This is a genomic window from Pseudomonas sp. Irchel s3h9, assembly GCF_900187475.1.
GTDB classification, from domain to species: domain Bacteria; phylum Pseudomonadota; class Gammaproteobacteria; order Pseudomonadales; family Pseudomonadaceae; genus Aquipseudomonas; species Aquipseudomonas neuropathica.
Window position 1 is genome coordinate 115,577 of sequence record NZ_FYDH01000008.1, and the last position, 15,395, is coordinate 130,971.

General features: G+C 58.6%; 17 protein-coding genes. 12 read left to right on the plus strand and 5 right to left on the minus strand.

The features are described 5' to 3' along the window. The first annotated feature begins 228 nt into the window (after positions 1-228). The 4 genes from CKW26_RS14985 (at position 229) to CKW26_RS15000 (ending at position 3,756) form a co-directional block, all read left to right on the plus strand. Complete coding sequence (locus CKW26_RS14985; RefSeq protein WP_095049171.1) at positions 229-837, plus strand: LemA family protein; 609 nt, start codon at positions 229-231, stop codon at positions 835-837. 13 nt (positions 838-850) lie between these two features. Then, positions 851-1,603 (plus strand): YgcG family protein, encoded by a 753-nt coding sequence (locus CKW26_RS14990; protein WP_095049172.1) that lies wholly within the window; start codon positions 851-853, stop codon positions 1,601-1,603. Positions 1,604-1,636: 33 nt separating this feature from the next. Continuing rightward, entirely contained in the window at positions 1,637-2,254 is a 618-nt protein-coding gene (locus tag CKW26_RS14995; RefSeq protein ID WP_095049173.1) for a TPM domain-containing protein, read from the plus strand. A gap of 284 nt (positions 2,255-2,538) precedes the next feature. Then, entirely contained in the window at positions 2,539-3,756 is a 1,218-nt protein-coding gene (locus CKW26_RS15000; RefSeq protein WP_095049174.1) for an SAM-dependent methyltransferase, read from the plus strand. 111 nt (positions 3,757-3,867) lie between these two features. Here the strand turns inward: CKW26_RS15000 and CKW26_RS15005 are convergent, their stop codons facing one another. Beyond that, a complete protein-coding gene (locus CKW26_RS15005) occupies positions 3,868-4,758 on the minus strand; it encodes a DMT family transporter (RefSeq protein WP_095049175.1) in 891 nt (296 codons plus the stop codon). Positions 4,759-5,050: 292 nt separating this feature from the next. On the opposite strand from CKW26_RS15005, the gene CKW26_RS15010 reads away from it, so the two are divergent. The 3 genes from CKW26_RS15010 (at position 5,051) to CKW26_RS15020 (ending at position 6,488) form a co-directional block, all read left to right on the plus strand. Continuing rightward, positions 5,051-5,632, plus strand: coding sequence for a DJ-1/PfpI family protein (locus CKW26_RS15010; RefSeq protein WP_095049176.1), 582 nt, complete (start codon positions 5,051-5,053; stop codon positions 5,630-5,632). A 13-nt stretch (positions 5,633-5,645) separates the two neighbouring features. Further along, positions 5,646-5,951, plus strand: a complete 306-nt coding sequence (locus tag CKW26_RS15015; RefSeq protein WP_095049177.1) for a ribbon-helix-helix domain-containing protein — start codon at positions 5,646-5,648, stop codon at positions 5,949-5,951. 192 nt (positions 5,952-6,143) lie between these two features. Beyond that, positions 6,144-6,488, plus strand: coding sequence for a YegP family protein (locus tag CKW26_RS15020; RefSeq protein WP_095049178.1), 345 nt, complete (start codon positions 6,144-6,146; stop codon positions 6,486-6,488). Positions 6,489-6,626: 138 nt separating this feature from the next. On the opposite strand, the gene CKW26_RS15025 is transcribed toward CKW26_RS15020, so the two are convergent. Beyond that, the gene (locus CKW26_RS15025) at positions 6,627-7,508 is read right to left on the minus strand and encodes a dihydrodipicolinate synthase family protein (protein ID WP_095049179.1); all 882 of its coding nucleotides are present in this window, start codon (positions 7,506-7,508) and stop codon (positions 6,627-6,629) included. Positions 7,509-7,530: 22 nt separating this feature from the next. Then, positions 7,531-8,313: an aldolase gene (locus CKW26_RS15030; protein WP_077571483.1), complete on the minus strand. Its 783-nt coding sequence runs from the start codon at positions 8,311-8,313 to the stop codon at positions 7,531-7,533. 106 nt (positions 8,314-8,419) lie between these two features. Between CKW26_RS15030 and CKW26_RS15035 the strand changes: the two genes are divergently transcribed. Further along, the gene (locus tag CKW26_RS15035; RefSeq protein ID WP_095049180.1) at positions 8,420-8,962 is read left to right on the plus strand and encodes a helix-turn-helix domain-containing protein; all 543 of its coding nucleotides are present in this window, start codon (positions 8,420-8,422) and stop codon (positions 8,960-8,962) included. Between the two features lie 99 nt (positions 8,963-9,061). On the opposite strand, the gene CKW26_RS15040 is transcribed toward CKW26_RS15035, so the two are convergent. After that, positions 9,062-10,081 carry a DUF4917 family protein gene (locus CKW26_RS15040; RefSeq protein WP_095049181.1) on the minus strand — a complete coding sequence of 340 codons (1,020 nt, stop codon included), beginning with the start codon at positions 10,079-10,081 and terminating at the stop codon, positions 9,062-9,064. Positions 10,082-10,237: 156 nt separating this feature from the next. Between CKW26_RS15040 and yiaY the strand changes: the two genes are divergently transcribed. Further along, positions 10,238-11,386, plus strand: a complete 1,149-nt coding sequence (gene yiaY, locus CKW26_RS15045; protein WP_095049182.1) for an L-threonine dehydrogenase — start codon at positions 10,238-10,240, stop codon at positions 11,384-11,386. 56 nt (positions 11,387-11,442) lie between these two features. Here the strand turns inward: yiaY and CKW26_RS15050 are convergent, their stop codons facing one another. Continuing rightward, on the minus strand, positions 11,443-12,036 hold the full coding sequence (locus CKW26_RS15050) for a hypothetical protein (protein WP_177409256.1): 594 nt from the start codon (positions 12,034-12,036) through the stop codon (positions 11,443-11,445). A 221-nt stretch (positions 12,037-12,257) separates the two neighbouring features. Between CKW26_RS15050 and CKW26_RS15055 the strand changes: the two genes are divergently transcribed. The 3 genes from CKW26_RS15055 to CKW26_RS15065 all read left to right on the plus strand — a co-directional run bounded on the left by CKW26_RS15055 (position 12,258) and on the right by CKW26_RS15065 (position 15,391). Next, positions 12,258-13,535: a hypothetical protein gene (locus CKW26_RS15055; protein ID WP_095049183.1), complete on the plus strand. Its 1,278-nt coding sequence runs from the start codon at positions 12,258-12,260 to the stop codon at positions 13,533-13,535. 373 nt (positions 13,536-13,908) lie between these two features. Further along, positions 13,909-14,637, plus strand: a complete 729-nt coding sequence (locus CKW26_RS15060; protein ID WP_342593400.1) for a hypothetical protein — start codon at positions 13,909-13,911, stop codon at positions 14,635-14,637. Positions 14,638-14,674: 37 nt separating this feature from the next. Beyond that, positions 14,675-15,391: a hypothetical protein gene (locus CKW26_RS15065; protein WP_095049185.1), complete on the plus strand. Its 717-nt coding sequence runs from the start codon at positions 14,675-14,677 to the stop codon at positions 15,389-15,391. Positions 15,392-15,395: the final 4 nt, after the last annotated feature.

Sequence of the window (15,395 nt, forward strand, 5' to 3'; positions counted from 1 at the left end):
ACGCCGGCCAGCCAAAATTTAGGGAGCGACTATTGTTGTTCGGGTACAGGCTCAAAGAAACAGAGCCAAAAAACGGCAGCCGACACTTGGCCGCATGATCACGCAGGGCACTTTTTAGCCCATTGCCCCGTCGTAATCCAGCGACGCGGCCGATTATGCCCCAACAGCCCGCTGAGAATGTTTCGCGCTCGGTTTTTATAATGATATGTGCCAAGGAGCATCACTGCGATGAATGTAAGCCCAACCAATCGCTCGCGTTTGCAGGTCGCCACACTGCTGGTGCTGGTCACGCTGTTGACCGCGTGCGGAATCAACAATATCCCGACCCTCGACGAACAGGCCAAAGCTGCGTGGGGCCAGGTGCAGAACCAGTACCAGCGCCGCGCCGACCTGATCCCCAACCTGGTGGAAACGGTGAAGGGTTATGCCAAGCATGAAGAGGAAACCCTCACGGCAGTGATTGAGGCGCGGGCGAAAGCGACCTCGATTCAGGTCGACGCCAGCACCCTCGACAATCCCGAGAAACTTAAGCAATTCCAGCAGGCGCAGGATCAACTGACCGGTGCATTGAGCCGCCTGATGGTGGTGTCCGAGCGCTATCCGGATCTGAAAGCCAACCAGAACTTCCTCGCCCTGCAATCGCAGCTGGAAGGCACGGAAAACCGCATTGCGGTGGCTCGCCGCGATTTCATTCTGGCGGTGCAGAAATACAACACCGAGATCCGCACCTTCCCCGGTCGCCTCTGGCACAGCGTGATGTACAGCGATCTGCCGATCCGCGAAACCTTCGAAGCCACCACGCCCGGCGCGGAAAAGGCCCCGGAAGTGAAATTCTGATTCGAGGTTGTCCATGCGCGTGTTGAAAATGGGTCTGGTGCTGATGCTGTGGCTGTTCGCCGTCAGCGCCCAGGCCGAGTTGACGTTCCCGGCGCTGAGCGGGCGGGTGGTGGACGAAGCGCAGATGCTCGAGCCGTCGGTGCGCACGCAACTGACCCAGCAGTTGCAGGCCCACGAACAGGCGACCGGCGAGCAGTTGGTCGTGGTCACGCTGCCGGATCTGCAAGGTACGACCATCGAGGACTTTGGCGTTCAACTCGGGCGTCACTGGGCAATTGGTCAAAAGGACAAGAACAACGGCGCGCTGCTGATCGTTGCCCGTGACGAGCGCAAACTGCGCATCGAAGTCGGTTATGGCCTGGAGGATCGGCTGACCGATGCGCAGACTTCAGTGATCATCCATCAAGTCATCACGCCCGCGTTCAAGAGCGGCAATTTCAGCAAAGGCATCAGCGACGGCGTGGCGGCGATGCTGGTGGTGCTGGGTGGCAATCCGCTCGATGAACCGTCGACGGTGTATGAATCCACCGGTGATCCGTCCGATGATTTCATCTCGCGGCATCCGGCATTGTTTGTGTTTTTGGTGATGTTGTTCATCCTGACGGTGTTTGTCTGCCAGATGCTCGGTATCCTGCCTGCCGGCCGGGGTGGCTCTGGAGGAGGGGGCGGCTTCGGCGGTGGTGGCGGATTTGGCGGCGGTGGAGGTGGAGGCTTCAGCGGCGGCGGGGGCAGTTTCGGCGGCGGTGGTTCGTCCGGCGGCTGGTGATATCAGAAGAATAATGAGCAGGCACTTTTCAACATGGCACTACTGACCGAACACGAACAACGCAAAGTCGCCGAGGCGATTGCCCGGGTCGAGCGCGACACCGACGCCGAACTGGTGACGGTGCTAGCCGCGCGCGCCGATGACTACGCGTACATCCCGCTGCTGTGGGCGAGCCTCTTGGCACTGGTGGTGCCGGGCGTCGTGCACTATCTGACCGGCTGGCTGACCCTGCGCAGTCTGCTGTTGGTGCAGTGGGGCGCGTTTATCGTGCTGTGTCTGCTGTTTCGTTTGCCGAAAATCACCACTCATTTGATCCCGCGTCGCGTGCGCCACTGGCGCGCCTCGAATCTGGCGCGGCGGCAGTTTCTAGAGCAGAACCTGCACCACACCGTGGGCAGTACCGGCATGCTGATTTTTGTCTGCGAGGCGGAGCGGTATGTGGAGATTCTGGTGGATGAGGGGATTTCCAAGCGGTTGGATAACAAGAGTTGGGATGTGATTGTCGCGGCGTTTACCGAGCAGGTCAGGCAGGGGCGCACGCTGGAGGGATTTGTGACGTGTATCGAGGCGTGTGGGGAATTGCTGAAGGTGCATGTGCCGGTGACGCAGGTGAGGAATGAGTTGCCGAATCGGTTGATTGTGCTGGGGTGAGACAAACCCTCACCCCAGCCCTCTCCCGGAGGGAGAGGGGGCCGACCGAGGTGTCTTGCGCTCGACATCGACCTGAAAAACCGTGTCGATTATGGATTCAAGGCAAATCGTTCAAGTCGGTGTATCTCGTCAATATCCCCCAATCAGTCCCCTCTACCTCTGGGAGAGGGCTAGGGTGAGGGCCGCTTTAACCAACCGTTCGGTAAATAAGAGCGTGTCCCCAACCCCCATCCCCCCTAAAATACCCGCCATTCCCGATTTCGCCCGTCCGAGGCCGCTTTTTCATGTCCGTTACTGCCCCGTCCATCAAGCCTGCGCCCGATCACCACGCCCAGTTCATCGAGCTGCTGCAAACCAGCCTCGAACAGAACGGCTTCATCAAACTGGTGCTGGCCAAATACGTCGGCGAAGAAGTGGATCTGCAGCGAGTCATCATCAAACCGGTGACGGTCAAGGCGCAGCCGAATCTGTCGTTCGTCTATCGCTACAAAACCCGCGACATCACCAAAAACCTGCCATTGGCTGACGGTGTGACGGCGATTGCCGAGTTGTTGCCGGCCTCGTTCAAAAATGCCCATTTACTCGCGGTGACTGATGAAGCCCAGCTCGAATACAGCAAAAAGGGCAAGAGTTCGCTGTTCAAGAGCAAACCTCAGCAATTGCGCGAAGCGCCGTCTGCCGAGCACAACCGCGAGAAAAATCGCTTCCTCGAACTGAGCCGACCGTTCCTCAAGGACCTGGGCGTGACCAACGCGCAGCATGAGCTGATCCCGGCGATGTCACGCAAGTGGAAGCAGATCAACAAGTTCATCGAAGTGTTCAGCCATGCCCTGACCTCGTCGCCGCTGGCCCTGGACAAACCGGTGCGCGTGGCGGATTTCGGTTCGGGCAAGGGTTACCTGACCTTTGCGATTCACGATTACCTGCGCAACACCTTGAAGGCCGAGGGCGAGGTCACCGGCGTCGAGCTGCGTGAAGAAATGGTCAACCTGTGCAACGCCGCGGCAGCGAAGCTCGATCATCCTGGGCTGGTGTTCAAGTGCGGTGATGTGCGCAGCGTGGCGCCGAGCGAGCTGGACGTGATGATCGCCCTGCATGCCTGCGATATCGCCACCGACTACGCGATCCACACCGGCATCCGCTCGGGCGCGTCGATCATCATGTGCTCGCCGTGCTGCCACAAACAGATCCGCCTGCAGATCCAGAGCCCGGCGCTGCTCAAACCGATGCTGCAATACGGTTTGCACTTGGGCCAGCAGGCCGAAATGGTCACCGACAGCCTGCGCGCATTGTTCCTCGAGGCCTGCGGTTACGAGACCAAGGTGTTCGAGTTCATCTCGCTGGAGCACACCAACAAGAACAAGATGATTCTGGCGGTGAAACGCGCCGAGCCGGTGGACCCGGCGCAGTTGTTGGTGAAGATCGAAGAGTTGAAGGCCTTCTACCACATCAGCGAACACTGCCTGGAAACCCTGCTGCGCGCCGACGGCTACCTGACCTGACAAGATCTGAAATACAACCACTGTAGGAGCTGCCGCAGGCTGCGATCTTTTGATCTTAAAAAACAAGATCAAAAGATCGCAGCCTGCGGCAGCTCCTACAAGGGAATGTGTTCAGGCTGTGGCAGGTTGGGCAGGGCGCACGGCGGTTTTGCGCCCGAGCGTGACCGTTGCAATCACACCGCAGGCAAACACCCAGGTAATCGGCTCGACATGTTCGCCAAAGAACAGCGCCGAAAACGCGATGGTGAAGAAGATCTGCAGCAATTGGATCTGACTGACCCGGGCGATCCCGCCCATGGCCAGCCCGGCGTACCACGCGAAAAACCCAAGAAACTGCGAAAACAACGCCACATAACCAAACGCCCACCAGGCCTTCGCCGACACGGCACCGTGATGTTGCAGCGCCAGATACAGCACCGGCCCGATCAACAACGGCGTCGACAGCACCAGCGCCCAGCAGATCACCTGCCAGCCGCCCATCTCCTTGGCCAGTCGACCGCCTTCGGCGTAGCCCAGTCCTCCGACGGCAATCGCGCCGAGCATCAACAGATCACCCGCCTGAATGCTGCCGGCCCCGGTGTATAGCGCATAACCGAGCACCAACGCACTGCCCAACGCTGCGCAGGCCCAGAAGGCTTTTGACGGCCGCTCATGGGACAACCACGCGGCATACAGCGCCACGCACAGCGGTTGCAGTCCGTTGACCAAGGCACCGTGGGACGCCGGCAACGTTTGCATGGCCCACGCCGACAACACCGGAAAACCCAGAATCACCCCGGCGATCACCAGGCTCAGGCCTTTGACTTGCTGCCACGTCGGCCATTTCTCGCGCCGCCACAAAAGCAACAGCGCCGCCGGAATCGCCGCGAACAATGCGCGGCCCAAACCGTTGAGCAGCGGATGCAGTTCCTGCACTACGATGCGGGTGAAGGGCAGGGTGAGGCTGAAGATCACCACGCCGAGCAGGCCGAGGGCCATGCCGGTGTTTTCGCGCGAGGACATGATGGGGGACCGGAATTGAAGGTGGCAGGGAATGACCTTCATAAAGCCATAAACCTTGCAGTTCGGGCTGTTACAGCTAGGCACAGACTTATCCGTACAGTTTGAGATCGCATCGCTGGCAAGCCAGCTCCCACAGTGTCCGAGTTGAACACAACATCGGTGGTCGCCTCAGAACCTGTGGGAGCTGGCTTGCCAGCGATGAGTCAACTCGGTAGTAGCCGGTTGTTACCCGACCTCGCGGATAAGGTCTACCTTGAATACTCCCAAGCATTCCCCCAGAGGAGTCCTCCCCATGGCCGCGAAAAAGATCCTGATGCTGGTCGGCGATTACGTCGAAGATTACGAAGTGATGGTGCCGTTCCAGGCCCTGCAAATGGTTGGTCACACCGTCCACGCCGTGTGCCCGGACAAGGCTGCCGGCAAAACCGTGCGCACCGCGATCCATGACTTCGAAGGCGATCAGACTTACAGCGAAAAGCCCGGTCACCTGTTCGCCCTCAACTTCGACTTTGCCAAGGTCAGCGAGGCCGATTATGACGCGCTGCTGATCCCCGGCGGTCGGGCGCCGGAATACCTGCGTCTGAACGAAAAAGTCCTCGACCTGGTGCGCGCCTTCGACAAGGCCGGCAAACCGATTGCTGCGGTCTGCCACGGCGCGCAATTGCTGGCAGCGGCGGGCGTGCTTGAAGGGCGCGAATGCAGTGCCTATCCGGCCTGCGCGCCGGAAGTGCGACTGGCGGGTGGTACGTACATCGATATCCCGGTGACGGACGGCCACGTTCAAGGCAATCTGGCCACAGCCCCGGCATGGCCGGCGCATCCGAACTGGCTGGCCGGTTTCCTTGGTTTGCTCGGCACCAAAATCACCCTGTAACGAGGATCCGCCGATGTGCGAGCTCTACGTCAAGGCTGACCCTATTCTCTACGAATCACGCTCGCGCTCGTTGCGCATCTGCGGCGTGGTGACGACGTTGCGCCTGGAGAATCAGTTCTGGGACATCCTCAGTGAAATCGCCGAGGTCGACGGCATGACCACCAACCAGCTGATCACCAAGCTGTATGAAGAGGTGATGGATTATCGCGGGGAAGTGGTGAATTTTGCCTCGTTCCTGCGGGTGAGTTGTACGCGCTATCTGAGTCAGCGGCGGGTGGGTGCGCCGGAGTTGTCGGTGGTGCGGGCGGTGGTGAAATAGGCCAGACCGGGTTGACCCCATCGCTGGCAAGCCAGCTCCCACAGGTATTGTGATGCGGCACAGTTATAGGGCACACAACAGACCTCTGTGGGAGCTGGCTTGCCAGCGATAGGGCCGGTACAGGCGACAGATAATCAGGACTGGTCTTTACTCTGAAGCGCGAAATCTCTCAATCGCCAAGGAGAAACGAGCATGTCCGGATGGTACGAAATCAGTAAAAGCAGCAACGGTCAGTTCAGGTTCGTGTTGAAAGCGGCGAATGCCGAAACGATTCTGACCAGCGAGCTGTACACCACTCGCGCTGCGGCCGACGGCGGCATCGCGGCGGTGCAAACCAACAGCCCGCTGGATGAACGCTACGAGAAGAAGTCAACGAAGGACGGCCATCCGTACTTCAATCTGAAAGCGGCCAATCACCAGATCATCGGTAACAGCGAGGCGTATTCATCGGATGCTGCGTGCGATAAAGGCATTGCCAGCGTTAAAACGAACGGGCCGAGCAAAGTGATCAAGGACAAGACTTTGCCGGTTCTCTAAACCCGCTTTCAAATCCACCACCATTCCTGTGGGAGCTGGCTTGCCAGCGATGAGGCCATTTCATTCAGCATCGATGTTGAATGATTCACCGCCATCGCTGGCAAGCCAGCTCCCACAGGTTTTTGCGTTGTCAGTGGATCAGCGCAGGGTTTTCAGGATTGTCTGCAGCTGGGTCTGGCCCGCTTCACTCAGCGGGAAGACCGGCAAGCGCGGATCGCCCACTTCAAGCCCGGTCTGCCGCAACCCTGCCTTGATCGTCGCCGGCAAGCCACCCTTCAAGATGAAATCCAGCAGCGGCAACTGGCGGTAAAACAAATCCCGCGCGCGATCCAGATCACCGGCCATGGCGGCCTCGTACAAGTCCAGATTCAACTGCGGGATCAGGTTCGGCGCCGCTGTGCACCAGCCTTTCGCCCCGGCCGCAAACGCTTCCAGTGCCAGCGGATTGCAGCCGTTGTAGAACGGCACCTGACCTTCGCCGAGCAATTGCAGCTTGTGCATGCGCTGAATATCGCCGGTGCTCTCCTTGACCATGGTCACGTTTTCCACGCCTTTGACGATGCGCAAAATCAGCTCCACCGACATGTCAGTGCCGCTGGTGGCCGGGTTGTTGTAGAGCATGATCGGCACGCCGATGCGCTCGCCAATAGCGCGGTAGTGAGCGAAGATTTCCGCCTCGGTGAGCTTCCAGTACGAAGCCGGCAGCACCATCACCACATCGGCACCGTGGGCTTCGGCGAAACGTGCGCGGCGCACGGCTTTGACGGTGGTCAGGTCAGAGACGCTGACGATGGTTGGCACCCGTTTGGCGACGTGCTTGATGCTGAACTCGGCAACCTGATCCCACTCCGCATCGCTCAGGTAAGCGCCTTCGCCAGTGCTGCCCAACGGCGCGATGGCGTGGACGCCGCTGTCGATCAGGCGATCGATCGATTGCCCGAGCGCTGGCATGTCCAGCCCTTCGCCGTTGGCGCCGAACGGGGTGATGGTGTAGCCGATGATGCCGTGAATAGTGGACATGGGAATCTCTCCGTAACAGGTTTCAGTTCAGGCAATCGGCGTGTTGGCGCAGGTTCTGCCGGGCGTAATAGTTGAAGGCAGCGGCGTGGCGTTTCGGCTTGGCGATCCAGTCATGGGCTTCGCGACCCAGTTCGGGAATGATCGGCTTGATCGTACCGGCCGCCATCGCCAGCAGTTGCAGCTTGGCCGCGCGCTCGATCAGTTGGGCGATGACACAGGCTTCTTCAATCGTCGTACCGGTCGACAGTTGACCGTGGTGCGAAAGCACAATCGCGCGTTTGTCGCCCAGCGCGCCGGCAATCAGCTCACCTTCTTCATTGCCCACCGGCACACCCGGCCAGCCTTCGAGAAACGCGCAGTCGTCGTACAGTGGGCACAGGTCCATGTGGGAAATCTGCAGCGGCACCTCCAGCATCGACAGCGCCGCGACGTGGGTCGGGTGGGTGTGGATGATGCAGTTCACATCCGGCCGGGCGCGGTACACCCAGCTGTGGAAACGATTGGCCGGGTTGGCCATGCCGTGACCTTCGAGGACTTCCAGATCCTCGTTGACCAGCAGCAGATTGCTCGCGGTGATTTCGTCGAAACCCAGCCCCAGTTGCTGCGTGTAATAGGTGCCGGGCTGCGGCCCACGGGCGGTAATTTGTCCGGCCAGACCGGAGTCGTGACCGTTCTCGAAGAGGATCCGGCAGGTCAGGGCCAGCTTTTGCCGGTCCGTCCACGTATTATCCGCCAGGCTTTTTTGCATCTGGGTCAGCGCTTGCTTGACCAGTTGGTCTTTGGGTAGTGCTAATGTCTTGGCCATGTCTGTGTCCTTTGGGTGAGAGCAAATGACACGAAAGAGGCTATATGACACAAAGTGTCATTAGCAAGCACAAATCGTCGCTTCCTCCATGGAATAACTGCTGCGCATGTCTATCCGTTTGAAATTATTGAGAAAAAAACTTGGCGTAACCCTTGAGGCATTGGCCGAAAAATCCGGCATGACCAAGAGTTATCTGTCCAAAGTCGAGCGCGGGCTGAACACGCCGTCGATTGCTGCTGCGTTGAAACTGGCGAAAGCGCTGAATGTGAAAGTCGAGGAATTGTTCTCCGAAGACAACGTCAGCCTCGACAGCTACAGCCTGGTGCGCAGCCATGAGCGCCAGTCACTGGCGGCGAATGACCAGAGTCCCGGGTACGCCGTGTTGGCCCATCAGGTCAGCGAGCGCAGTCTGCTGCCGTTCATCATCTATCCGCCGAGCGAGTTCACTGACAAAACGTTCAAAGAGCATTTGGGCGAAGAGTTTCTGTTCGTCCACGAAGGGCAGGTCGAAGTGGATTTCATGAACGAGAAGGTGCTGCTGGAACGTGGCGATGCGTTGCACTTCAATGCGCAGAAGCCGCACCGGATCCGCTCGGTGGGGGAGGTGCAGGCGCAGTTGCTGGTGGTGGTGCACAGCGCCGAAGATTGAGGCGCCCCCAAAAGCTTCGCGAGCAGGCTCGCTCCCACAGGGGAATGCGATCCAAATGTGGGAGCGAGCCTGCTCGCGAAGGCGTCAGTCAGGCTTGCATCAAACCTCGACGGGCACCGACAACTTCGGATTGCCGAGCGCATGGCTCTTGGCATCAAAAAACCGCAACTCAACCCCGGTCCCCTCAAACACCTGCGCGTAATGCCGCTTCTGATGCTGCACAAACGCCGCACTGCGCGGATAAATCGAGATCGCCACAGTCTTCGGTTTCGCCAACCGCAGCGCCCGAACGATATGCGCATCCTGCTCACCCAAGGCATGACCAAAGATGCACAAACTGCCGCCATGCCCGAGCAACTGCTCATAACAGAACGACAGGTAATCCGAACTGCGAATGGTCTTGAGCTTGTCCGCGCTCGGCCCTTCGGTGACGAACAGCGGCACGTCATCCAGCGTCTTGAGCGTGTTGTTGATCGCAAAACTACCAAGCAACGTGCCTTCGGTTGAAGTCAGCTTGCGCGCCGTGCCGTCCTGATTGCGCACCAGATGCAGACCGCCGTGCAGGTACAACAAGCGCGGTTTGTCGGTGGCAGTTTCGCTCAGATCAAAACTCGCGCTGGCGCCGTTGAACAGATCGTCAATGGCCGCGCTGTTGTGTTGCAGCGCCCAGTAGTTGAGCAGGTCGTAATTGGTGGTGAACACGGTGCGATAGCGCGCCAGTTCTTCGTTCACCGTCGCCAGCGTCGAAGGCTTCACCAGTCGCCACGGAATGTGCACCGCGTGCACTGTGTTGATCAGCGCTTCCTTGATCGCGTAGTAGCGGTTGCGCGGCGCCGCCGAACTGACGGCCAGGGCCTTGTTGACCCGGCTGGTGGTTTTCAGCGCACCGAGCACCTGCTCGAAGCTGCGTGTTTGCAGCGCGTCGAACACTGCCAGTTCCGATGGGCTCAGCGGTTTTTCTTCGACGGTGCGGGCGTTTTCGAACAGCGAGTCGTAGCCGAAGTCGTCCCACACCGCACGGCTGGCGCCATTGCCCACCAGCAAACCGCTGAAATCGGTCGCGGCGCGCACGGTGTTCCAGTCTTCGAGGCTGGCGTCGACATCGAGAAAATCGGTCATTGCGTAGGCGGTCTCAAAACAAAGGGGCTGATGGGCGGCGACTTTATCACGAGCGGGCATTGAGCCAGATCAACATCGGTCGTGACCGATCGGTCGATCCTGTGTGCATCCGCCGGATCGGCGCAGTCGATTCGGCCTCAGTCAGGAGATGCGCGCATGACCAGCACCTTTTTCATTCCGGCGGTAAACATCATGGGCAACGGCTGCCTCGACGAAGCCATGGTCGCCATTCGCAATTACGGTTTTCGCAAAGCGCTGATCGTCACTGACGTGGGGCTGGCCAAGGCTGGCGTGGCCACGATGGTCGCCGAGAAACTGGCGATGCAGGACATCGATTCGGTGATTTTCGACGGCGCCAAACCGAACCCGAGCATTGCCAATGTCGAGTCGGGGCTGGGCCTGCTCAAGGAAAGTCGCTGCGATTTCGTCGTGTCGCTGGGCGGCGGTTCGCCGCACGACTGCGCCAAAGGCATTGCCCTGTGCGCGACCAATGGCGGACAGATCCGTGATTACGAAGGCATCGATCAATCGAGCAAACCGCAACTGCCACTGATCGCGATCAACACCACCGCCGGCACCGCCAGTGAGATGACCCGGTTCTGTATCATCACCGACGAATCGCGCCACGTGAAAATGGCCATCGTCGACCGCAACGTCACGCCGCTGCTGTCGGTCAACGACCCGGCGCTGATGGTCGCCATGCCGAAAAGCCTGACCGCCGCCACCGGCATGGATGCGCTGACTCACGCCATCGAGGCGTATGTTTCGACTGCCGCGAATCCGATCACCGACGCCTGTGCGCTGAAAGCCATGACCCTGATCAGCAACAATCTGCGCTTGGCTGTGCGTGACGGCAGCGACCTTGCCGCGCGGGAAAACATGGCGTACGCGCAGTTCCTCGCCGGCATGGCCTTCAACAATGCCTCGCTCGGTTACGTGCATGCGATGGCGCATCAGTTGGGCGGTTTCTACGACTTGCCTCATGGCGTGTGTAACGCCGTGCTGCTGCCTCATGTGCAGACGTTCAACGCGCTGGTGTGTGCCGAGCGGCTGACCGATGTTGCCCACGCCATGGGTGCAGATATTCGCGGTTTCAGCGCGGAAGAGGGCGCGCAGGCGGCGATCAATGCGATCCGCTGCCTGGCCAGGGATGTCGAAATTCCCGGTGGCTTGCGTGAACTCGGCGCCAAGCTCAGTGATATTCCGCTGCTCGCCACCAATGCGCTGAAAGACGCCTGCGGTTTGACCAATCCTCGGGCGGCGGATCAGCGCCAGATCGAGGAGATTTTTCGCAACGCGTTTTGAGCGGTCATGACGGGGGCAACGGGCTTGACTGCTAGGTTTTGCCCTTGTCTTTGTCCTCAGTGATCACCGTAAATGTTCGAACACGGCCCCAGTCTGACAATTCTCCGTTGATGTTGTGAATGGCGGATATTCGATACCTGCCTTTCGTTAGGGGGGGGTGTAGCTTGAGTATGCCATTGCATTTCGCTGTCGACGCTGGCTCTGGCAATCTCCAGGTCGGTGTCCAAATCGATAATGCTAACGATGCCAATGGGCTTGGTGACATTGCCATAAAAGACCGGAACGGCATCTACCTCCGCTTCTTCCTCCGGTCCCATCACTATCGGAATGTTGACGGGGGGCACCAAGAGCGCCTTGTATTTGCGCACTTCACTCCAACCTGACATGACGCCATCCACCTCCTGGCGGGCCTTGATCCTATGCTCTCCCGGAAACTGGGCACCGCTGAAGCTAAACGCCCATCGTCCCTTTGCGCTGACCTGTCCTCCACCCAGCGAATGTGTCTCTTCAACGTTCCAGACCTGCACCAGAGCCCCCGGTATACCGCTGCCGAGAAACAGTGTTGCAACCCCCGTGTTCTTGTCCTCTTCGGGGTAGGTGATGGTCGGGGGCGGGACAGGTTGCGTATTGGGCTTGTCGGGAGTGCTCATTGTGCTTCTCGTTTCAGGCTGAATTTGAAACGAAACACTGGCACGGTGTGTCCCGTTTAGAACCTGTAAGAACTACCAGTTTTTTAGCTTTTTTTACTTGATCGGTAATTTCGTTTTCTTCTAAAAAACTGTCATTTCTGTCAGTTGTCTGCTGTGGCTGCTTCGGATCGAATGCTCTGACAACGGGGGTCGACTCCGATCGCCTTGAGGAGCACACGAACATGCCGAAAGCCAATGCACGTAAAGCACGATCAGCCGGTGAGCTGGATCAGACCTTTGCCCATTCGGGCCTGCAAACACTGCAGTTTCCAGCCGCGCGCAAAACCATCGGGAAAAGTGTCGCACTGCTGCCTTCGGGACACATCATGGTCAGTACGACCGTCATCGATGAATCGGGAGCCTCGCATTACGGCCTGACGCGACTGCTCGCGGACGGTCATCTCGATACCAGCTTCGGCGAGGGCGGGTACCTTCACGGTCAGTTTGTCAGGGGGCGATTTTCACAAGGCGGGCACCTGGCCGTCGGTGAGAGCGGCGTATTCTGGTTGTGCGCAGTGCTTGCAGATGCAGCAGGCAAGCTTGAGCAAATCATCGCTCGATTCAAACCGGACGGTACGCTCGATCCCGAGTTTGGTGATGGACAGACTGGCTACCGAGTCGTGCCGACGCGTATTCCCGTGCTGAACAATGCCACGGGCGGCCGCTTGATACTGGCGCACTCCACTCCAGCGAAAGCGCTGCCGGACAGATTGCTTTTCGTCACCTCTCAAGGGGGCAGCGGGTTGTTGACGCGTTTTTTTCTGGATGGCAAGGATGACCCGGAGTTTGCAGGCAAAGGCTGGATTCACCTGACGCTTTCCGGTGTGGCGATCACGTTGCACGGGGTTACGCAGTTGGACGATGGGCAGATTCTGGTCCATGGCAAGACTGAAGTGACCAACCAAGGTTTAGTCATGGCTTACGAGCGTTCCGGGCAGGTTGCCACGTCGTTCGGCAAGGACGGTACGCTGCTGCTGGAACTGCAAAATGCGGGTGCACCGCTCGAAAGCTCGGTGAATCGCATCGTTGGGCAATCGGCGCAGCGCCTGTTGTTGATCGGATCGGCCGTCGAGTCGTCTGCCGGGGAAAAGCGTCAGCATGGCTTCATCAGCGGGATCACCCGCGACGGTGAGTTTGATCCAGCATTCAACGGCGGTGCGCCAGTCATTACTGCCGCAACGCGGCCACTGGATCTTAAAAGCTGGAGCGCAGGGTTTGCGCTGGATGACTTCCCCGGTCCGCGAATCGTCACGGTCGGGCAGACCTCGGACGGCGAACGACGCTTACTCACCGGAGGCTTTTTGGTCGATGGCGCCGTGGATCCTGCATTTGATGTCGAAGGCGCCGCCGGTATCGAATGGATTGCGCAGGATGCCTGTCTGCAGGAGTCGTCAGTGTTGGTACTGGGGCAGAGAAATGAAGCCGCTCATCTGGTGCGATTGTTGACGGTAGCGGACTGACGGGGAGGGCTGACAAGCCTTCGCTGAAGGGGCTGGCCTCTTCGCGAGCAAGCTCGCTCCCACAGTTGATCGCATTTCCCAGTTGAAATGCATTCCCCTGTGGGAGCGAGCTTGCTCGCGAAGACTGACTTCCAGACGCAGAAAAATCATGGATTCATGACATCAGCTAACAGCCAGTCCGCTCCTCTCAAGCATCCGAATCAACAACACCCCCCGCGATCACCAACATCGCCCCGCCACCCGCGACGCCGTCAACTGCTTCTCGCTACCAAACGGGAAATGCGCTTTGGTCTACCGATGATTCGGTTGAAAGGGCCGATATAGCAAGGGATAGTGCGCGGCTGAAAAAGTAATCAAGGAGCGGGAATTGACAATGAAGTCTGGCTGGATCGGATGTGCGGCATTGTGCGGGTGGTTGCTGGCGGGGCAGGCATTGGCCGATTGCACGCCGCCGGTAGTGTCGGGGGATCTGGATTTTTCGGTTTGTAAGGATTGGCCGGCCTATCCCGGGCAGACCCTCAGCGCCACCGCCAGGTTCGAGCGAGCTTCCGATTATGTCGAGGGAAACTCGCACGGCTTTTACGATGTTGATTTGTCTGTATTACAGGATGGACGATCAGTTCCTGTCGCCACTTATCATCAAGCCGCTGCTTTTGAAACTGACGGCGTAGCCTTGGTGGAACTGGCACTCGATACTGCACGCTACAAAGTTGCTGCCGATTTCCGTGCCTTCGGTGTGCGTGCCCGTGTCACCAATGGATCCCGTCTTAATCCTTTGGAAGAGGTTCAACTCTCGCTTTACGTGAGAGAGGGCGCAACGTTGCGTCCAGTCCTGAGCCAGTTGCTGGTCTCCCAATACAGCGGCGAATGGAATGATGTTTGCGAAGGTGAACGCAGCGAAACTATCAGAACGGTGGAAGTCGCCAAAACAAGCTCCCATGGTTACGCGGACCTGATCGTCAAGACTCAGCAAACCGGCACAAGCAGCGTGGGCGACGCAGAGACTTGTGAAGATAAAATCACCCATTACCCACCCGTTCTCACAACATTGCGTTATGACGGAAAGTCTTACGTCTTGCCGCAAGGCTTCAAAGGCCTTTAAGCGGCCTGCCTAACACGACTCTTATCAAGGAAGAACAATGCTCACGCCCACCAGACTCCTTATAGCCCTTAGTATTCTGGCCCTCGCAACTCAAGCCCAGGCCGCCTGCCAGACCAAAGACTTCGACGGCAAATCCCTGTCGCGCTGCAAAGTCTGGCCGGCCGTGCAGAACCAGGCGATTTCGGTTAAATCCACTTACCTTGCCGACGCCGGCGACGATGAGGCCGGGGTGTTCGATCTGGATCTGTCGATCGTCAATGCGAGCACTTACAACCCCATCGTCACTTACCGTAAACCGGGGGCTTACAACTCCGATGCCGTGCGCTTTGAGGATCTGCGCATCGACACCGCCCGTTATCGACTGGCGCCGGAGGTTCGGGCTTTCGGCTTGCGTTCAAAGTTCGTGCACAGTTCCCACGCCATTCCCTACGAAAAAACCGATCTGGCGCTGTATGTTCGCGAAGGCAATGAGTTGCGTCCGGTGCTGGAGGGCTTGGTGGTCGCCAAGAGCAACGGTGAGTTCATGAATGATTGCGAAGGCTACACAAAGACGATTCGCCGAACCGTCGAGATCGGCCCTTCCAGCCATCATGGTCTAGCCGATTTGATCGTCACCACCAGCGGCAGCAAAATGAAAAATACTCAATCGGGTAAAGAGTGCGTTTCCAATACCACTCGCCTGAAGCAAAAACAGATCACCCTGACCTACGACGGCCAACAATACATCGTCCCCGAAGACCTCAGAGGTTACTGACCCG

Excerpts from the sequence above, each read along its gene's own strand:
- CKW26_RS14990 (WP_095049172.1), top strand. The coding sequence starts at position 851 with ATGCGCGTGTTGAAAATGGGTCTGGTGCTGATGCTGTGGCTGTTCGCC.
- CKW26_RS15040 (WP_095049181.1), bottom strand. The coding sequence starts at position 10,081 with ATGACCGATTTTCTCGATGTCGACGCCAGCCTCGAAGACTGGAACACC.
- CKW26_RS15065 (WP_095049185.1), top strand. The coding sequence starts at position 14,675 with ATGCTCACGCCCACCAGACTCCTTATAGCCCTTAGTATTCTGGCCCTC.
- CKW26_RS15050 (WP_177409256.1), bottom strand. The coding sequence starts at position 12,036 with ATGAGCACTCCCGACAAGCCCAATACGCAACCTGTCCCGCCCCCGACC.
- CKW26_RS15030 (WP_077571483.1), bottom strand. The coding sequence starts at position 8,313 with ATGGCCAAGACATTAGCACTACCCAAAGACCAACTGGTCAAGCAAGCG.
- CKW26_RS15010 (WP_095049176.1), top strand. The coding sequence starts at position 5,051 with ATGGCCGCGAAAAAGATCCTGATGCTGGTCGGCGATTACGTCGAAGAT.
- yiaY (WP_095049182.1), top strand. The coding sequence starts at position 10,238 with ATGACCAGCACCTTTTTCATTCCGGCGGTAAACATCATGGGCAACGGC.
- CKW26_RS15005 (WP_095049175.1), bottom strand. The coding sequence starts at position 4,758 with ATGTCCTCGCGCGAAAACACCGGCATGGCCCTCGGCCTGCTCGGCGTG.
- CKW26_RS15055 (WP_095049183.1), top strand. The coding sequence starts at position 12,258 with ATGCCGAAAGCCAATGCACGTAAAGCACGATCAGCCGGTGAGCTGGAT.
- CKW26_RS14995 (WP_095049173.1), top strand. The coding sequence starts at position 1,637 with ATGGCACTACTGACCGAACACGAACAACGCAAAGTCGCCGAGGCGATT.
- CKW26_RS15035 (WP_095049180.1), top strand. The coding sequence starts at position 8,420 with ATGTCTATCCGTTTGAAATTATTGAGAAAAAAACTTGGCGTAACCCTT.
- CKW26_RS15025 (WP_095049179.1), bottom strand. The coding sequence starts at position 7,508 with ATGTCCACTATTCACGGCATCATCGGCTACACCATCACCCCGTTCGGC.
- CKW26_RS15060 (WP_342593400.1), top strand. The coding sequence starts at position 13,909 with ATGAAGTCTGGCTGGATCGGATGTGCGGCATTGTGCGGGTGGTTGCTG.
- CKW26_RS15000 (WP_095049174.1), top strand. The coding sequence starts at position 2,539 with ATGTCCGTTACTGCCCCGTCCATCAAGCCTGCGCCCGATCACCACGCC.
- CKW26_RS14985 (WP_095049171.1), top strand. The coding sequence starts at position 229 with ATGAATGTAAGCCCAACCAATCGCTCGCGTTTGCAGGTCGCCACACTG.
- CKW26_RS15015 (WP_095049177.1), top strand. The coding sequence starts at position 5,646 with ATGTGCGAGCTCTACGTCAAGGCTGACCCTATTCTCTACGAATCACGC.
- CKW26_RS15020 (WP_095049178.1), top strand. The coding sequence starts at position 6,144 with ATGTCCGGATGGTACGAAATCAGTAAAAGCAGCAACGGTCAGTTCAGG.